Source organism: Solibacillus isronensis (assembly GCF_900168685.1).
In the GTDB taxonomy this organism is placed as follows: Bacteria; Bacillota; Bacilli; order Bacillales_A; family Planococcaceae; genus Solibacillus; species Solibacillus isronensis_A.
In genome coordinates this window covers 809,494-826,098 of the sequence record NZ_FVZN01000014.1, presented here as the reverse complement: position 1 = coordinate 826,098, position 16,605 = coordinate 809,494, and the positions used below count along the sequence as shown (strand labels likewise).

General features: G+C 39.2%; 16 protein-coding genes. 4 read left to right on the top strand and 12 right to left on the bottom strand.

Going from position 1 to position 16,605, the window contains the following annotated elements; genetic code table 11:
- Positions 1-6: 6 nt before the first annotated feature.
- The 3 genes from dacB to B5473_RS12555 form a co-directional block, all read right to left on the bottom strand.
- Positions 7-1,425: a D-alanyl-D-alanine carboxypeptidase/D-alanyl-D-alanine endopeptidase gene (dacB, locus tag B5473_RS12565; protein ID WP_079525656.1), complete on the bottom strand. Its 1,419-nt coding sequence runs from the start codon at positions 1,423-1,425 to the stop codon at positions 7-9.
- A 126-nt stretch (positions 1,426-1,551) separates the two neighbouring features.
- Positions 1,552-2,439, bottom strand: coding sequence for a deoxyribonuclease IV (locus B5473_RS12560; RefSeq protein ID WP_079525654.1), 888 nt, complete (start codon positions 2,437-2,439; stop codon positions 1,552-1,554).
- Positions 2,440-2,507: 68 nt separating this feature from the next.
- Positions 2,508-3,818 carry a DEAD/DEAH box helicase gene (locus B5473_RS12555; protein ID WP_079525652.1) on the bottom strand — a complete coding sequence of 437 codons (1,311 nt, stop codon included), beginning with the start codon at positions 3,816-3,818 and terminating at the stop codon, positions 2,508-2,510.
- A gap of 131 nt (positions 3,819-3,949) precedes the next feature.
- On the opposite strand from B5473_RS12555, the gene B5473_RS12550 reads away from it, so the two are divergent.
- Positions 3,950-4,507 carry a YqfQ family protein gene (locus B5473_RS12550; protein WP_254865308.1) on the top strand — a complete coding sequence of 186 codons (558 nt, stop codon included), beginning with the start codon at positions 3,950-3,952 and terminating at the stop codon, positions 4,505-4,507.
- Between the two features lie 145 nt (positions 4,508-4,652).
- Here B5473_RS12550 and B5473_RS12545 read toward each other — a convergent pair whose 3' ends face one another.
- Together B5473_RS12545 and B5473_RS12540 are read right to left on the bottom strand one after the other, a co-directional pair.
- On the bottom strand, positions 4,653-5,525 hold the full coding sequence (locus B5473_RS12545) for an SDR family oxidoreductase (protein ID WP_079525648.1): 873 nt from the start codon (positions 5,523-5,525) through the stop codon (positions 4,653-4,655).
- A gap of 116 nt (positions 5,526-5,641) precedes the next feature.
- The gene (locus B5473_RS12540) at positions 5,642-5,920 is read right to left on the bottom strand and encodes a DUF1450 domain-containing protein (protein WP_079525646.1); all 279 of its coding nucleotides are present in this window, start codon (positions 5,918-5,920) and stop codon (positions 5,642-5,644) included.
- A gap of 196 nt (positions 5,921-6,116) precedes the next feature.
- On the opposite strand from B5473_RS12540, the gene B5473_RS12535 reads away from it, so the two are divergent.
- Positions 6,117-7,085: a 4-hydroxy-3-methylbut-2-enyl diphosphate reductase gene (locus tag B5473_RS12535; protein ID WP_079525644.1), complete on the top strand. Its 969-nt coding sequence runs from the start codon at positions 6,117-6,119 to the stop codon at positions 7,083-7,085.
- Between the two features lie 66 nt (positions 7,086-7,151).
- On the opposite strand, the gene B5473_RS12530 is transcribed toward B5473_RS12535, so the two are convergent.
- Together B5473_RS12530 and B5473_RS12525 are read right to left on the bottom strand one after the other, a co-directional pair.
- Positions 7,152-7,856: a response regulator gene (locus B5473_RS12530; RefSeq protein ID WP_079525642.1), complete on the bottom strand. Its 705-nt coding sequence runs from the start codon at positions 7,854-7,856 to the stop codon at positions 7,152-7,154.
- 15 nt (positions 7,857-7,871) lie between these two features.
- Positions 7,872-9,464 carry an ATP-binding protein gene (locus tag B5473_RS12525; protein WP_079528690.1) on the bottom strand — a complete coding sequence of 531 codons (1,593 nt, stop codon included), beginning with the start codon at positions 9,462-9,464 and terminating at the stop codon, positions 7,872-7,874.
- 105 nt (positions 9,465-9,569) lie between these two features.
- On the opposite strand from B5473_RS12525, the gene B5473_RS12520 reads away from it, so the two are divergent.
- Both B5473_RS12520 and dctA read left to right on the top strand, forming a co-directional pair.
- Positions 9,570-10,622: a DctP family TRAP transporter solute-binding subunit gene (locus B5473_RS12520; protein WP_176142075.1), complete on the top strand. Its 1,053-nt coding sequence runs from the start codon at positions 9,570-9,572 to the stop codon at positions 10,620-10,622.
- A gap of 254 nt (positions 10,623-10,876) precedes the next feature.
- The gene (gene dctA / locus B5473_RS12515) at positions 10,877-12,130 is read left to right on the top strand and encodes a C4-dicarboxylate transporter DctA (RefSeq protein WP_079525640.1); all 1,254 of its coding nucleotides are present in this window, start codon (positions 10,877-10,879) and stop codon (positions 12,128-12,130) included.
- A 79-nt stretch (positions 12,131-12,209) separates the two neighbouring features.
- Here dctA and B5473_RS12510 read toward each other — a convergent pair whose 3' ends face one another.
- The 5 genes from B5473_RS12510 to B5473_RS12490 form a co-directional block, all read right to left on the bottom strand.
- Positions 12,210-13,331: a Nif3-like dinuclear metal center hexameric protein gene (locus B5473_RS12510; RefSeq protein ID WP_079525638.1), complete on the bottom strand. Its 1,122-nt coding sequence runs from the start codon at positions 13,329-13,331 to the stop codon at positions 12,210-12,212.
- Positions 13,328-14,023 carry a tRNA (adenine(22)-N(1))-methyltransferase gene (locus B5473_RS12505; protein WP_079525636.1) on the bottom strand — a complete coding sequence of 232 codons (696 nt, stop codon included), beginning with the start codon at positions 14,021-14,023 and terminating at the stop codon, positions 13,328-13,330. Before B5473_RS12505 ends, B5473_RS12510 begins: the two co-directional genes overlap by 4 nt.
- 126 nt (positions 14,024-14,149) lie before the next feature.
- Entirely contained in the window at positions 14,150-14,488 is a 339-nt protein-coding gene (locus tag B5473_RS12500; protein ID WP_079525633.1) for a c-type cytochrome, read from the bottom strand.
- Between the two features lie 149 nt (positions 14,489-14,637).
- Positions 14,638-15,774 (bottom strand): acyl-CoA dehydrogenase family protein, encoded by a 1,137-nt coding sequence (locus B5473_RS12495; RefSeq protein WP_079525631.1) that lies wholly within the window; start codon positions 15,772-15,774, stop codon positions 14,638-14,640.
- A gap of 188 nt (positions 15,775-15,962) precedes the next feature.
- Positions 15,963-16,517: a hypothetical protein gene (locus tag B5473_RS12490; RefSeq protein WP_079525628.1), complete on the bottom strand. Its 555-nt coding sequence runs from the start codon at positions 16,515-16,517 to the stop codon at positions 15,963-15,965.
- Positions 16,518-16,605: the final 88 nt, after the last annotated feature.

Sequence of the window (16,605 nt, the reverse complement as noted above, 5' to 3'; positions counted from 1 at the left end):
GCCCCTCTATAAGTTTTTTACAAGCGCTGCCATTGTACGGTCAATATATACAGTGCCATTCGATTTGTTTTCCAGTAAAATTGAGAAAATATATTGTTTGCCGCTTTGGCCTTTCATATATCCAGATAAAGTATATACATTCGGGATATAGCCCGTTTTTGCGTAAATTCTATTTTTCAACGCACTGCTTGTTAAACGACTTTTTAATGTCCCGCCTACCATGCGATCTTTATTGCCGGCGATTGGCAACGAATCAAAAAATGTATTGAAATACGGTTCTTTTTGAACTTTGTAAAGTAGCTGTGAAAGACCGTTTGATGTTACACGGTTTGAATTAGATAGCCCCGAACCATCTGCAAAACGCCAGTTGTTCACAGGAATATTCAATGATGCACTGTATTTCTTCAGTAACGTGATACCTTTATTTGTACTGCCTTCCCCTAGCTGCTGCTTGCCCACCGCTTTGACAAGAATATCGGCAATACTGTTATTGCTCAGCTTCATAAATGCCGGAAAAATGGCTGCCAATGTACGTGATTCATTTGTATGGAGCAACGTAGCTTTTTTCGGAACTTTCCCTAATTCCACTTTCGAACTCTTCACAAATTTTAAACCTGTTCCTTGCAGCGTTTGCTTAATTGCCTGCATCGTATTTTTCGACGGGTCCTGCAATGTTACCCATTCCTTCTTGCTGCTCCCTTGTGGAAGATTCCCGGAAATAATGATGCGGTTCGTGTTGTAGGCACGCTTGATTGCAATCGTATTTCGACTTCCTTTACTCACTGTTTTCGCCTGATTGGAAATGACCATACCGCTTAAATTCGGTTCAATCGAATAGCTCGGTTTGGCCCCGACTTTACCAGGCTTTGCAGTAATGATTACTGTACTCGCATCAAAGTCATTGTTTTGTGACATTGTGATTGCGGAAGTACGTGCCCCGAAGTAATACGTCTCATCTGATTTCAAGACACCCGGTGGTAATGTACTGCCGGAAAATGCGGTATCATCCCCGATTAAGTGACCATTTATTGTACGAATGCCATTGCGCTTCAATACTTTGGCAAACTCCAGAAAGTCATCTTTTTTCAATGTTGGATCGCCACTGCCCTTTATGTACACATTTCCATTTAACGTATCGTTGACAATAATGCCGTCGATATATAAATTTGTTTTAAAACGATAGTCTTCACCTAAAATCGACAATGCGGCAGCACCTGACACTAATTTCATATTCGATGCCGGTCGCATCAGCTTGTCCCCGTTTTGCGAATAAACGATTTTTCCGCTCTCCGCATCACGGATTGTCACCGCTGCATTACTTTTCCCTAAATGCGTTGTAACCGCACCATTGACCGATGCGAAACTTTGAATAGGCAATGAAAAGAATAATGCGAATAAAATGACGAGCTGAAATATTTTTTTCATCAACTGGTTCCTCCTTTTGAATATTGCTAATTTACAGTTAACTTATTATAACAAATTATGTCATAAAAAACGCAAAAAAACATACTTTGCATCAAATTTGTGCCAAGTATGTTTTTCTTATTCTTATTATTCACGCATTGCATCAATCAATGCTGGTTGGAATTCACTATTGCGAAGCATCGCAATTTCGTGTAAATACGGCGCTTTTTTGTTTTTAGAATCCGGACCGACAAATGGTGTTTCCAATATTTTCGGTAAGTGCATTAACTGTGGGTGATGTACAATATAGTGCATTGCCTCAAAACCGATTTCGCCAAAACCGATATTTTCATGACGGTCTTTTGCAGCACCGCGCACATTTTTCGAATCATTGATGTGCAATACTTTTAAACGGTCCAACCCGATAATTTTGTCGAATTCATCTAATACACCGTCAAAGTCATTAATAACGTCGTAGCCCGCATCATGAATATGGCAAGTGTCCATACAAATTGACAGGCGCTCATTATTTGTCACGCCATCGATAATCCGTGCCAACTCTTCAAATGTACGGCCGATTTCCGTACCTTTGCCCGCCATTGTTTCGAGTGCGATCTGTACCGGGTAATCCTGTGTCAGCACTTCATTTAGACCTTCTACAATGCGCTCAATCCCCGCATCAACGCCAGCACCGACATGGGCACCCGGATGCAGCACAATTTGTGTTGCTTCCAATGCAGCGGTACGTTTAATTTCTTCCTGCAAAAAGTTTACGCCAAGCTCAAAAGTTTCCGGCTTTGTCGTATTCCCTAAATTAATAATATAAGGTGCATGAACAACAATATTTGAAAGGCCATTTTCTTTCATATGGAGAAGACCCTTCATAATATTCAGCTCTTCAATCGGCTTTCTGCGCGTATTTTGAGGTGCGCCTGTATAGATCATAAAAGTATTGGCACCATAGCTTAATGCTTCTTCACTGGCACCTAGCAGCATTTTCTTTCCGCTCATTGAAACATGTGAACCTAATAACATTTTACTTTCCTCCATTTAACGAACAAACAGGCTGCGTAGAAATATCTTCCTAGCAGCCCCTTGCAAAATTATCTATTGTTGCGGCGCGCTTTAATACGGCGCTCGCGTTTTTTCACTTTTTCCATTTCCCACTTCATATTACGTTTATAGCCTGGTTTTACTTTCTTCGGCTTACGTACTAGGGCTTTGGCTTTTGCATCGATTTCATCTTCTTTACGTTCACCTTTACGGCTTGCACGCTGATGACGGTCTTTTAAATCAGACCATTCGCCATTTTTAATATCTTTTTGCACAAATGGAATTCCCATTTTTTCGATGCGTACAACTGCATCCTCATCTTCCGGCTGGTATAACGTAATCGCTGTACCTTTTGTACCGGCACGTGCTGTACGACCAACACGATGAATGAAGAACTCAAGATCTTCCGGGATTTCGTAGTTGATGACATGCGAAATTCCTTGAATATCAATACCACGCGCAGCTAAATCTGTTGCTACGATATATTGGAACTCAAGATCACGTACTTGCTTCATCATTTTTTTACGGTCACGAGGACTTAAATCACCGTGGATTTGTCCTGCACGGACACCTTGTTCTGCTAAAAAGCTTGCTACAGCTTCTGCATTTTTACGTGTGTTACAGAAAATAACAGCAAGGAATGGATTGATTCCTTTAATTACTTCAAGTAAACGTGTATTGCGCGATTTCGAACGAACAGGCACTAATACAAAATCAATACCTTCCGCTACCGGTCGTTTGTCATTCATATGAATATGGACCGGTGAATCCATGTATTTCTTTAAGAATGGTTTTAATTTTTCTGGAATTGTTGCTGAGAACACGAACATTTCAAGTTTTTCAGGCATATGCGATGCAAAGCCGTCGATATCTTCAATGAAGCCCATGTCAAATGCCAGGTCGGCTTCATCGACAACTAAAATCGGTGCCGTATGAACAAGCAATGCATTTTCTTTTACTAAATCTTTAATACGACCAGGCGTACCTACAACGATTTGCGGCTGTGTTTTTAAACGGTCGATTGTACGTTGTTTGTCCGTACCACCGATAAATAGTTTAGTTGAAATTTCTGTTCCTTCAACTAGCTGGTTTAATGCATCAAAAATCTGTTGTGCCAGCTCACGTGTCGGCGAAGTAATTACCGCCTGTACTTCTTGTTTTTCTTCTACGATACGCTCCACGATAGGCAATAAAAAACTATGTGTTTTCCCTGTACCTGTATGAGCTTGTCCGATTGCACTCTTTCCTTTTAATACGAGTGGAATCATTTCTTTTTGAATGGGTGTCGGTTCTGTAAATCCAAGCTTTGCAATGGCGTCCTGCAAAAATGGCTTGAATTGATAATCAGTATATTTTGACATTCACGTACCTCCTTACATCTTTCCTATTGTACTATAATTCGTACATTTAAGTGACCATCTGCATATCATAACGGTAAATAGTTTCAACGTCAAACAGTTGGGACGAATTTATGAAAGAAAATTGTAATATCATGTCGATTTTTAGAAAGGAGTTTAATATGCGCCAACCTTATTACTTTCAACCTCAAGGAATGATGAATCAAATGCCGGTTGCACCACGCTTTCCAATGTATGCACCATACATGATGCGAGGTCCGGCACCAGGGGCAGGTCAATTTCCTGGAGCAGGTTCGTTTTCTGGTGCTGGCCAGTTTATGAACCAAATGCCAATTCCGCCTCAAGCACCTATTCCAGGAGCGGGGGCCGGAAACGTACCAAAACTTGAAGGTTTTTTATCAGGAGCAAACTCTTTATTTAATAATGCCCAAAAATTCACGCCTTATATTCAGCAGGCAGCCCCAATGTTTAAAAATCTGCCCGCTTTATGGCGTTTATACAAAGGATTTAAAGATACATCGGACCCGCTAGAGTCTTCTACTGTTTCGATGCCGCAACAACAAGAGCGACCAAGGGAAAGAATGAGAGAAAGAATGAATCCGCGAGGCAACCGGCGAGAACAAGAGCCAGTTGAAGAGAAAATTACAACAAAACCGTCTTTACCGAAAATATTTCAGCCGCCTTTTGAATAATAACACCATAAAAAGCTACCCCATGCAAATGAGTGCAGATTCGTCATTTCTTATACGAATCTTCTCTTATGCATAATGGAGTAGCTTTCTATTTATTGACCTTTTATGCTTTACCGGTCAGATCAATTCATTTCATAACGCTCTTTTAAGAACTCATAATGCTGCCGCCATTTACATGGATGCATTGGCCGGTAATATATGTTCCGTCCTGGGAAGCCAACAGCACATATGCCCCTGCAAGCTCACTTGGCTGACCTGGACGTTTTAATGGTGTTTCTGTACCGAATTCCGCTACTTGATCCGCATCAAATGTAGAAGGAATTAACGGTGTCCAAATCGGTCCTGGTGCGACCATATTCACACGGATACCTTTATCGGCTACGTTTTGCGCTAAACTTCTGACAAAGCCTACAATGGCCCCTTTCGTTGATGTATAGTCAATTAAAATCGAATGGCCGCGGTAGGCATTGACAGATGTTGTACATATAATGGAATCTCCTTGTCCCAAATGCGGAACGGCTTCCTTACATAAATAGAAAATACCGTCCATATTTGTACGGAATGTTTTGTCCCATTGTTCGACCGTAATATCTAAAAATGAATCGACAGGATATTGGACCGCTGCATTATTAACGACAATATTAATTTGCTGGAAATGGTCAAGTGCTGTCTTTACAAGTTTTTTACTTGTTTCATAATCACCGATATCCCCTTCAACCAGAACCGCCTGAACACCCTCTTTTTCAACCAGTTGTTTCGTTTCTTCTGCATCCGATTGCTCTTTTTCCAAATAGTTTATGACAAGATTTGCCCCTTCTTTTGCGTAGGCAATGGCAACGGCTCGGCCAATTCCCGAATCGCCACCTGTAATAATTGCTACTTTACCTTTTAACTTACCGCTTCCCGTATATTCATAAGGCTGTGTTGGTAATGGATTCATTTTACTTTCGATTCCGGGTTGTGATGGCTGAGTTTGTGCGGGTGTACCACCAACTTGTTTATTTTCAACGTTTGTCATGAAAGAACACTCCTCTATTGAAATATTGTTATAAAGTTTTAGTGAAAAGTTTTCAATTGTCCGTTCACGTAAAACTATTTTTCAACGTATGTAATGTTTTTCCCCGGAAAGTCTTTTTAAAACAAGACTGAATTTTCTTCCAGCTCAGTTTCAACATATTGTAATAGTTTTTCCGAATTTTCCGCTTTGATAAGTTCACCATTTACAATCGCAAATAAATGACATTCGCAAATCTCACAGTTTGAAGTACAGCCGGATTCCGTTATTTCTATATCTTCGCGCTCTAACAGCACATCATACACATCCGCTGCGCCGAGCGATAAATTCGTCATACAAAACTCCACCTGATTTTTTAACGCTACCGTTTTATTCCTCTTGAAAAAAGAAAACGCCATCCCATTTCCCCACTTTACGTTTTATTTATTTCTGCTATTATAGCAAACGTTCGCAAAATTCTGTACTTGGGCTATCATTTCGCTATATACTGCCATTTCCGTCGAATTTAATAGAGATTTCAGTAAGCGAACTTTGAATAAAGCATACACGTCCTATATAATGAAATTACAGGGCTTTGAAAGGAGTTACGTATAAATGAAAGTTGTAAAAATTAATCCGCGTGGATACTGCTATGGGGTAGTAGACGCGATGGTCATTGCACGCAATGCCGCACTTGATCCGACTTTACCAAGACCAATCTACATTTTAGGTATGATTGTACACAATAAACATGTTACAGATGCTTTTGAACAAGATGGCATCATTACGCTTGATGGCGAAAACCGCAAAGAAATAATCGAACAGGTAGAGCAAGGCACAGTGATTTTCACAGCACACGGTGTATCGCCTGAAATTCGTGAAATCGCAAAACGTAAAGGACTTGTATCAATTGATGCGACTTGTCCAGACGTTACGGTAACACATGACTTAATCCGCGAAAAAACAGCAGAAGGCTACGATATTATTTATATCGGTAAAAAAGGACATCCTGAACCAGAAGGCGCAATCGGTGTTGCACCGGATCACGTTCACTTAGTTCAATCGATGAAAGATATTGATAATCTTTCTTTTGAAAACGAAAAAATTCTCGTAACTAACCAAACGACGATGAGCCAATGGGATGTTGCTTTCCTGATGGATAGTTTAAAAGAAAAATTCCCGCATGTCGAAGTGCATAAAGAAATTTGCCTTGCGACACAAGTTCGTCAAGAAGCCGTTGCTGAACAGGCCGGTGCTTCCGACTTATTAATCGTAGTCGGCGATCCAAAATCGAATAACTCGAACCGTTTAACACAAGTATCGGTAGAAATTGCCGGAACACCATCTTACCGCATCTCGGATATTTCAGAGCTGCAAATTGAATGGCTTGAAAACGTTGAAACAGTAGCAGTAACTGCAGGTGCTTCAACACCGACACCAATCGTTAAGGAAGTCATTTCATTTTTAGAGAAGTTTGATAAAAACGATCCAGCAACACATGAAATCGTACGTTCCGTAACATTGGATAAAATTTTACCGAAAATTAAAGCACCAAAACCTGTTGAAAAAATTATGCCTTACTAACCGAAAAAATCATCATTTCCACTAGGGGAATGATGATTTTTTTAATAAATTCCGGGCTGGGCTTACCTATTCCTTAATAAAATATTGATTGATCGGCCTCCCGACACTGCCATATTGGATATCTACCCGGATTAAATGATTTTTCTCCATAAAATCTAAATAGCGCCTTGCTGTTACACGAGCTACACCGATACCTGTTGCAACATCATCTGCTGAGGCACCGCCTGAAGACTGTTTTAAATAAACCAACACTTTATCCATTGTGGCGCGATTAAAGCCTTTAGGGAGCTCTTGTGCTATCATGTAATTTGGATTATGCTCTTCCTTTTGGACTTTAACTTGACCGATTATTTCATCTAACTCCGCCTGCGTTACATCGCCCGCTGCATGCATTTTTTCTTTAAATTGACGATAATGAATTAACGTTTGCTCAATCCGTTCAAATGTAAAAGGCTTCATAATATAATCAAAAACGCCTAAATGCAATATTTGCTGAATTGTTTGAACATCATTTGCCGCAGTTACCGAAATACAATCTACATTTATATTTTGCTGACGAATTTGGCGCAATGTTTCAATGCCATCTTGTTCCGGCATAAATATATCCATTACAACTAAATCCGGCATAAGTTCCAATATTTTTTCGATTCCTTTGATCCCGTTTGATGCCATATCGATGACTTTAAATCCTTCCACCCGTTCGATAAATTGCCGATTTACTTCACGCACCATTGGGTCATCTTCTACTAATAATACTTGAATGGTCTTCACTAGAAAGCCCCTTTCTTAATACTCGAATGTCAGGATGAATGTTGTGCCTTTATTTACTTCACTCGATATTTCAATTGTGCCATTCCCTTTTTTCACAATTTCATTGACCAAATATAAACCAATGCCCCTGTTTTCATTGTCCTTCGTTGAAAATCCACTTTCGAAAATCTGTTCTAAATTTTCTTCTGAAATTCCGATTCCATTATCTGTAACCATAATCGCCAGTATACCATCGTTATCATCAATGGAAATTAATACCTCTTTATGACTTCGTTCTACCACCGTAAGCGCATCAAAAGCATTCTCGATTAAATTACCGAATAACAATACAAAATCATGATGGTCCAACAGTTCCGGAAACCTTGTCAGCTGGCTCTCCTCATCAATCGTCACTTCAATCCCGAGTTCATTTCCCCGACTTATTTTACTAAGCAATAAACCTGAAATATTTTCATTATAAATTCGCTCATTCAAAAATTTCGTCACTTGATCATGCTGCATTTTCACCTGAGATAAGTAATCGAGCGCCTGCTTATTATGACCAAGCTGCAAAAGTCCTGCGATTGTATGTAGCTTATTTTTATACTCATGCGTCTGAATACGTAAAGCTTGTACAAATGCTTTAACGCCTGTTAATTCTTCAGCAAGTTGTTTAAACTCCGTTAAATCCTTAAAAACGGCTACCGCCCCGACTGTTTTTCCTTTTACAAAAATTGGGATACGATTACTTAATATACTATGATTGTTCACGTAAATTTCCTGATTGTATACAGCAAGCCCACTTTCGACAATTTCAGGTAACCTTGTATCGGGCAGTACATCAAAAATATTTTTTCCAATATATTTTTCAGGATTACCACCTACACCTAAGATACTGCCTGCCTTTTGATTGAAAATCGTAATCACCATATTGTTATCTACGGCAATAATTCCTTCATGCATGGCATTAAACGTTTCAGTCCGTTCGACATACACTTTTGCAATTTCAATAGGTTCCAGTCCGAACATTTGACGCTTAATATGCCGCCCTAATAAATGTGCACCCCAAATACTAAAAAGGAATGATAGCAGCACAGCCAAAATAATTTCATTTGTATTTTCGGCAAGAATATTCCAAAATGTCGGCAATGCAAATCCTACGACGACAACTCCAAACTGTTTTTTCTGCTCGTTTAAAATTGGTACAAATGCCCGAATTGTCTTACCTTGTTCTCCAATTGCTTTTGAAATATAATAATTTTCATTAAATGCAGCATGCATATCCGATGAGTTACTTTTTTTGCCTAGTTGGTTTGGAGATGGATGCGATAATTTTATACGATCCATATTCATAACAACAATATATTCCGCTTTATTAATAATTTTGATGTCGTGAACAATTTGGGTAATCTTCGTTTGTGCCAATTGTATATCCTGCTCTTCAAGCTGCTTTTGAATTTCCGGCAAATCGGAAACGGTCCGGGCAATCAACATAGCTCGGCTACCTACCGTTTCTTCATGTTCCCGTGTTAGATTGCTTAACAATAATATTCCTGCTACGAAAAAGGAGAAAGCAATAATGAAAAAGGTAAGCAGTACAATCTTTCCGTTCATTGTTAATTGTTTAATTTTCATTTTGTCCCTCCTTTTTTGCTATATAATATAACAAACTTCGAAGTGTGTGGAGATTTTCTACAACATTCAAAAAATTTCAATGTAAATGAGGGAATCCTATTGCGCCTTTATATCATAACTGCTATTGTCGTTGCTTTACTGTTAATCGTTACTATCTCTTACCGTTTCGACGTGTGGAATACAAAAGACCTGCCTTACGACGACGAGCAAGTTGGGCTAGATGACCAAATTGTAATTAACTTTAGTCACGTTGTAGCTGAAAATACTCCAAAAGGGCTTGCAGTTAATAAGTTTGCCGAACTAGTTAAAGAAAAATCAGATGGCGAAATCATTGTGCAAACTTATCCTAACGGCATTTTATACAATGATGAAAACGAATTAGCCGCATTACAAAAAGGTGATATTCAAATGATTGCACCTTCCGTTTCCAAAATGTCAGAAGCACTCCCTTCTTGGCAAGTTCTTGACCTGCCGTTTATTTTTGAAAACGACGAACAGGTATATGAAATACTGCACGGCGATCTTAGTGATTCCTTACTGCAAGAGCTGGACAGCATTAATGTACATGGTTTGACATTCTGGCATAACGGCTTTAAACAGATGGCTTCCAATACTACACCACTCCTTGAGATTGATCAGTTTAAAGATCTAAAAATCCGTATCATGCCGAGTGATATACTAAAAGAACAGTTTTTATTATTAAAAGCAAAGCCGATTTTAAAAACTTTCAATGATTTATACATTGCGATTCAAAATAACGAAATCATTGCCCAAGAAAATACACTTTCAAATTTATATTCAAAGGGCTATTATTCAATGCAACCGAATATTACGTTATCAAATCACGGCATACTCGCCTACAGTGTAATGATGAACGCCGACTTTTGGAAATCGCTTTCTGACGGCCAGCAAAAAATAATTCAAGATTCACTTGATGAAATGCAGCGCTGGCAACATGATCAAGCAGTCGCATTGAATGCAGAAAACTACCAGCAGCTTCAAGCAGACGAGAATGTTCAGTTTTACACTATTTCAGATCAGCAACGTAAACAATGGTTGGAAGCATTACAGCCCATATATAACTCCTATGAAAAAATAAGTAATAAAGATTTCTTAACACAGCTTCGTAAAGAAATTCAAGATAATAATTGACCAAAATAAACAATATTCGACTACTTATGAAAATAAGTAGTTTTTCTTTTTGTTATAGTACAAAAACTCTAATTATTACAACAGTATTATAACAAAGCAACCCCTTGCTATATCAAGGTTTCATATCATTGCCGTAAAAAAAAGACCAAAATGAACGATATGTTTTTTATCAACAAAATAAATATTCCGAATAATCCTACGTTATTATTGCAAATGTAAACGTTACCAAAGATAAATCAGAGGGGGAAGCAAAATTGAAATTACTAAAAAATCTAACAGTCCAAGTAATTATCGCCATCATTCTTGGCGTTATCGTCGGTGCATTTTGGCCAGAGTTCGGCGCAAGCCTTAAAATTTTAGCTGACTTATTTATTAAATTAATTAAAATGTTAATCGCTCCAATTATCTTCTTAACGGTTGTTATTGGTATTGGTGGCATGGGTGATATGAAAAAGGTTGGTAAAATCGGCGGTAAGGCATTACTTTACTTCGAAATTGTATCTACAATCGCTCTTGCAATTGGTATTATGGTAGCTGTTGTCATAAATGCAGGTGCTGGAATCGATACGTCTAAAGCTGGAGAAACGGATATTTCGAAATATACAACTGCTGCTGAAGAAAATAGTGAAGCTGGTTTAAGCGGGTTCATTTACGATATTATTCCTGAAAACTTTGTCGGTGCATTAGCTGAAGGTGCTTTACTTCCTACTTTATTTGCTGCTGTACTATTCGGTATTGCTACGGCATCTTTAGGCGAAAAAACGCGTCCTGTCATAACATTTTTTGAACAAGTATCTGAAATTTTCTTCAAAATCGTTGGGATTGTAATGAAATTCTCGCCTATCGGTGCGTTCGGTGCAATGGCTTACACAATTGGTAATTTCGGTTTAGGTTCTTTAAAATCCCTTGGTCTTTTAATGGCCGCAGTATATATTACAATGTTTCTGTTTGTTATAGTCGTGCTAGGCTTAATTGCGAAATACTTTAACTTCAACATTTTCCGCTTCATTGCCTATATTAAAGAAGAAATTTTTATCGTAATCGGTACATCTTCTTCTGAATCGGCTTTACCGGCGATGATGCGAAAGTTAGAAAACTACGGTTGCGGAAAGCAAGTAGTAGGTTTAGTAGTACCTACCGGGTATTCCTTTAACTTGGACGGAACATCTATTTACTTATCGATGGCAGCATTATTTATCGCACAAGCATATGGTGTTGATTTATCTTGGTTGGAAATTATCACACTTCTTGGGGTATTAATGATTACTTCAAAAGGGGCTGCCGGTGTAACGGGTTCAGGATTCATTACATTAGCTGCAACATTAGCTGCATTCCCGATGGTACCACTTGAAGGAATTGCATTATTAATCGGGGTTGACCGTTTTATGTCTGAAGCTCGTGCTGTAACAAACATTATTGGTAATGGTGTAGCATGTGTCGTAGTGGCAAAATCGGAAAATGACTTTGACGAGGAAATGGCTGCAAAGGCGATTCCTGTACGTAATTAGAAATTTCAATTATAAGGCGAAAACTCTTAAGTAAAAGCCCATTTCTCACTCGAGAAAAATGGGCTTTTTGTTGTTCATATTAAATAAACTTGAAAGGTTCTGTATTGATTTTTGACTGTATAAATTCAACAGGTAATTTTTGATCTGCACATAAAGAAGTCATTTTTTCTGCCACGCCTTTAATCATGACCTTTTCAACATGATGACCCGGATCAATAATGCTTAAGCCATCCACTTCTGCATCCTGTGCCATATGGAAGCCGATATCTCCTGTTACAAATACATCTGCCCCTGCATATTTTGCAGTGCGAATATATTTATTGCCGTCTCCCCCGACAACTGCAACCTTCTGGACAATACGATCCAAAGGTCCAACTGCGCGCAGACAAGGCACATCCAGCTGCACTTTCACAAACCCGGCAAATTCCTGTAATGTCATCGGCTCTTTTAGCTTACCGATTCGGCCAAGTCCTTGTGCATTCGTATCAACATCCATCGTAAACAGATCATAGGCAGGCTCTTCATACGGATGATTGTTTAGCATAGCCTTTAATATTTTATTTTTCATCGATTGCGGGAATACGACTTCCACCTTTTCCTCTTCTTCGATGTGAAGCTCACCGATTTCCCCTACAGCCGGATCTGCTCCTTCTGTGGCGCGGAAACGACCTTTACCTTGCAATGTATAGCTGCACGCCTCATAGTGGCCTAAACGACCTGCTCCGGCTTTAGCCAGCACATCACGTAACGCATCTGCGTCATCGACAGGAACGAATACGGCTAGCTTCATCATTTTTTCTTCGAAGGTAACCTCCAGAATTTTGCGATCTTCCAGTTTTAGTGCATCTGCCAATAAATCATTGACTCCGCCCGGTGCTACATCGAGATTCGTGTGCGCTGCATACACTGCAATATCATTTTTCAGGCACTTTTCATACAGTGCCCCTTTTGGATTATCTGTACGCAAGTTTGAAAGCTTCATGAAGATCGGCGGATGGTGTGCAATAATAAGCTCACAGCCGTTCTCAATTGCCTCATCAACGACTTCATTTGTCACGTCCAGTGTGACAAGCACTTTTGTTACTGTCTTATTTAATGTACCAATGGCCAATCCGATCGGGTCATTCGGCATGCATGCATATTTTTTAGGTGACCATGATTCAAATAGTTGGATAATCTCATTGCCATTTACGGATTTCACGCAATCGCCTCCTGTACCATTTTAATGTAATGTGTCAGTTGTTCATACTTTTCCTGATTTTCAGGTGTTTTTTCCGCTTCTGAAATCGCTTGCTGAACACGCTGCCAATTTGCGATTTCACGTGACCATTTTTCAATGAAAACAGGTACTTTCGTTTCCATCAGCTTTGGCCCAAGCAGAGTTTGCGCTTCATTTAATTTCATTTCTCCACGCTGTAATACAAGGACCTCATAAATTTTTCCGTCCTCTTCTAAAATGACCTCATCCTGGATTGCCCAGCCATTTGCCATTGCCCATTCACGGATCGCTTTTGCATGAATATTCGGCTGCAAAATTAAACGGGTTACCGTTTTTAAAGCTTGTGGATGCTTTTCCAAAATGGACACGATCAATGGTCCGCCCATCCCTGCAATTGTAACAGCTGTAATTTCATCCGCTTCTTCAACAGCAGCCAGTCCATCTGCCATGCGTACTGTAATTTTATCTGTTAAGCCTTCAGTGCGAACTTGTTTTACGGCTGATTCATAAGGTCCTTTTACAACCTCGCCCGCTACTGCACGCGCAGCAATTCCTTTATGCACTAAATAACATGGTAAATAGGCATGGTCACTTCCGATGTCCGCTACAATTGCTCCTGTCGGGACAAATGAAGCGACCGTTTCAAGTCGTTTTGAAAGTTTTTGTGCGTTCATATTTATATATCCTCTTTTCTATATCACAAACTACCCCTATTATATAGAACTTTTACATAAACGTCTCTTTCCAGAATACAAAAAAGTGCAGAACAGGATCACTCCGTTTCTGCACTTGGCTATTCATTATAAACCTGAAATATATTCAGCTACAGCATCTGCTTCCGCTTCATTTTTAAGAATTGGTGGCATAGCGCCGTTTTCCGAACCATTTAATGCGTAATCTTTAATATGCTCAGCATCTAATCCAACGATTGAAGGACCTCCACCACCAGTTAAATCACCACCGTGGCACGAAATACAGTTCTTTTGAGCAATATCTTCACCATTTAATTCAGCAGTTTCCCCTGAATGTTCGCCGTCCGCACTGTTTTTATCAGCTGCACCCTCAAATGACATGAAGAAAATTAGTCCGATACCGAATGCCATGATAAGTACGTAAGGAATAAGTGGATTGTTTCTCATTGCGTTCCCCTCCCTCATTAAATATTCTATTTCATGCTAGACTTTTGCCTAGTAAACAATTTAATTGTACTTGATTCTATAGAAAACTGAAAGAGTTTATGAACAAGTTTTACTAGCTTTGTAACAATTTTACCAATTTGCAATTTCTATCATAATATATGTCTTGCAATTACCATTTTCTGTACTTCTGATGTGCCTTCACCGATTTCCAAAAGTTTTGCATCACGTAAAAAGCGCTCTACTTCATACTCTTTCATATAGCCGTAGCCGCCATGAATTTGAATTGCTTCATCACAAACTTCCATTGCCATCTCAGAAGCATAGTATTTTGCGATAGCAGCTTCTTTTCCAAATGGACGTCCCTGATCTTTCAGCCACGCCGCTTTATAGACAAATGTCCGTGCTAATTGTATTTTTACCTCCATATCAGCCAGTTTAAACTGAGTTGCCTGAAACTCCGCCAGCGCCTTTCCGAATTGCTTGCGTTCTTTTGCATATTGAACGGCTTTATTTAATGCGCCCTGTGCGATACCAACAGCCATTGCCGCAATACCGATCCGGCCGCCGTCCAGTGTTGTTAAAAACTGTTTGAAGCCATTCCCCCGTACCCCAAGCAAGTTCTCTTCCGGGACCTGGACATTTTCTAAAATCAATTCTGTTGTATTCGAAGCATTTAAGCCCATCTTTTCGTATTCCGACTTGATCGTAAATCCTTTTGCATCTGTCGGGACAATAATGGCGCTAATTTCTTTTTTGTTTCCATCCCGATTTGTAATTGCTGTTAATGCTAAATGTTTGGCATAACTTGCATTTGTAATAAAAACTTTCGACCCGTTAATGACAAATTCCCCATTATTCAACACAGCGGTAGTTTCTGTGCCGCCTGCATCAGAACCGGCATTAGGCTCTGTTAGACCGAATGCACCGAATGATTCACCCGTACAGATTGGCGTTAAGTATTTTTCCTTCTGCGCTTCCGTACCGAATAAATAGAGTGGCGCACCGCCTAATGAAATATGAGCCGAATATGTAATACCTGTCGAAGCACATGTACGGCTCAACTCTTCTGTAACGATGGCAAAGCTGATTGTATCTGCACCTGCCCCGCCATATTGTTCAGGAAACGGCAGACCCATAATTCCCATATTGGAAAGTTCTTTAAAAATTTCTACTGGGAAGGCTTTCGTTTTATCACGCTCGACTGCTCCTGGTGCCACTACTTCATCCGAAAACTCACGTATCATCTTTTGTAACATCGCTTGCTCTGTTGTTAAATCAAAATGCATACCATTCATCCTCTCAGCCTATTTCATTTCAACTCTATTGTAATCTAAAAATATGTATTTTTACAGAAAATATATGCATTTTACAGAGTATTTTGTAAAACAGATACAAAAAAGCTATGCATAAAAGTTCCGAGACTTCCGCATAGCTTCAAAGAATAGTATAAGGTATATGTATTATTTTGAACTTCCTATAGAAAATAAATCCATGCACTAATGATGGCAATTAACCCAAGAATGCCTGAAATCGTAAAATAAATAATCTTCAGCATGATGCCGCTTAACAGCCAAAATACACAGTTTACAATAAGGATGATATAAAGCATTTCATTGTTGCCGCCGAAATAGGTTGTACTCACTTTCAAAGTAACACCTAAAATGGATAAAGCAGTCGCCAGCTGCAGCATTACTGCCATCAGATGATTTCTTTTTGCAAAATAGATAGCCCCGATCAGAGAGCCTGCTGAGAATACAGCGGCAACTGCAATGACAACCCATTCGAACTGCATTGTAAACAGCAGCAGCAAAATAACAATTGCACTAATCGGGAAGAACAATGATACATTGCGATTTCTGCGTTTTTCGACATTAATGACGGCATTTTTTGATTTTCCTGCAATTTCTTCCTGTTGGTTTCCTTCCGAATAGAGGGTCATCAAAAAATCGCAATAATGCTCCGGCAACATTTTGTTTTGTTTCCAGAACGTAATTTCATTCATAATAATTTGTTTTTTAGGATTTGACATCGTTTCGCTCCAAATCTGATTTATATGCTCTATCATATTGTAAATAATTCCTGAATGAACAACATCGGTAAAAAGCAATACCATTATT

Bases quoted from the DNA above. Each gene is read 5' to 3' on its own strand.
- B5473_RS12545 (WP_079525648.1), bottom strand. From the start codon at position 5,525: ATGACAAACGTTGAAAATAAACAAGTTGGTGGTACACCCGCACAAACT.
- B5473_RS12490 (WP_079525628.1), bottom strand. From the start codon at position 16,517: ATGTCAAATCCTAAAAAACAAATTATTATGAATGAAATTACGTTCTGG.
- B5473_RS12500 (WP_079525633.1), bottom strand. From the start codon at position 14,488: ATGAGAAACAATCCACTTATTCCTTACGTACTTATCATGGCATTCGGT.
- B5473_RS12555 (WP_079525652.1), bottom strand. From the start codon at position 3,818: ATGTCAAAATATACTGATTATCAATTCAAGCCATTTTTGCAGGACGCC.
- B5473_RS12535 (WP_079525644.1), top strand. From the start codon at position 6,117: ATGAAAGTTGTAAAAATTAATCCGCGTGGATACTGCTATGGGGTAGTA.
- B5473_RS12540 (WP_079525646.1), bottom strand. From the start codon at position 5,920: ATGGCGTTTTCTTTTTTCAAGAGGAATAAAACGGTAGCGTTAAAAAAT.
- B5473_RS12495 (WP_079525631.1), bottom strand. From the start codon at position 15,774: ATGCATTTTGATTTAACAACAGAGCAAGCGATGTTACAAAAGATGATA.
- B5473_RS12505 (WP_079525636.1), bottom strand. From the start codon at position 14,023: ATGAACGCACAAAAACTTTCAAAACGACTTGAAACGGTCGCTTCATTT.
- B5473_RS12550 (WP_254865308.1), top strand. From the start codon at position 3,950: ATGTCGATTTTTAGAAAGGAGTTTAATATGCGCCAACCTTATTACTTT.
- dacB (WP_079525656.1), bottom strand. From the start codon at position 1,425: ATGAAAAAAATATTTCAGCTCGTCATTTTATTCGCATTATTCTTTTCA.
- B5473_RS12560 (WP_079525654.1), bottom strand. From the start codon at position 2,439: ATGTTATTAGGTTCACATGTTTCAATGAGCGGAAAGAAAATGCTGCTA.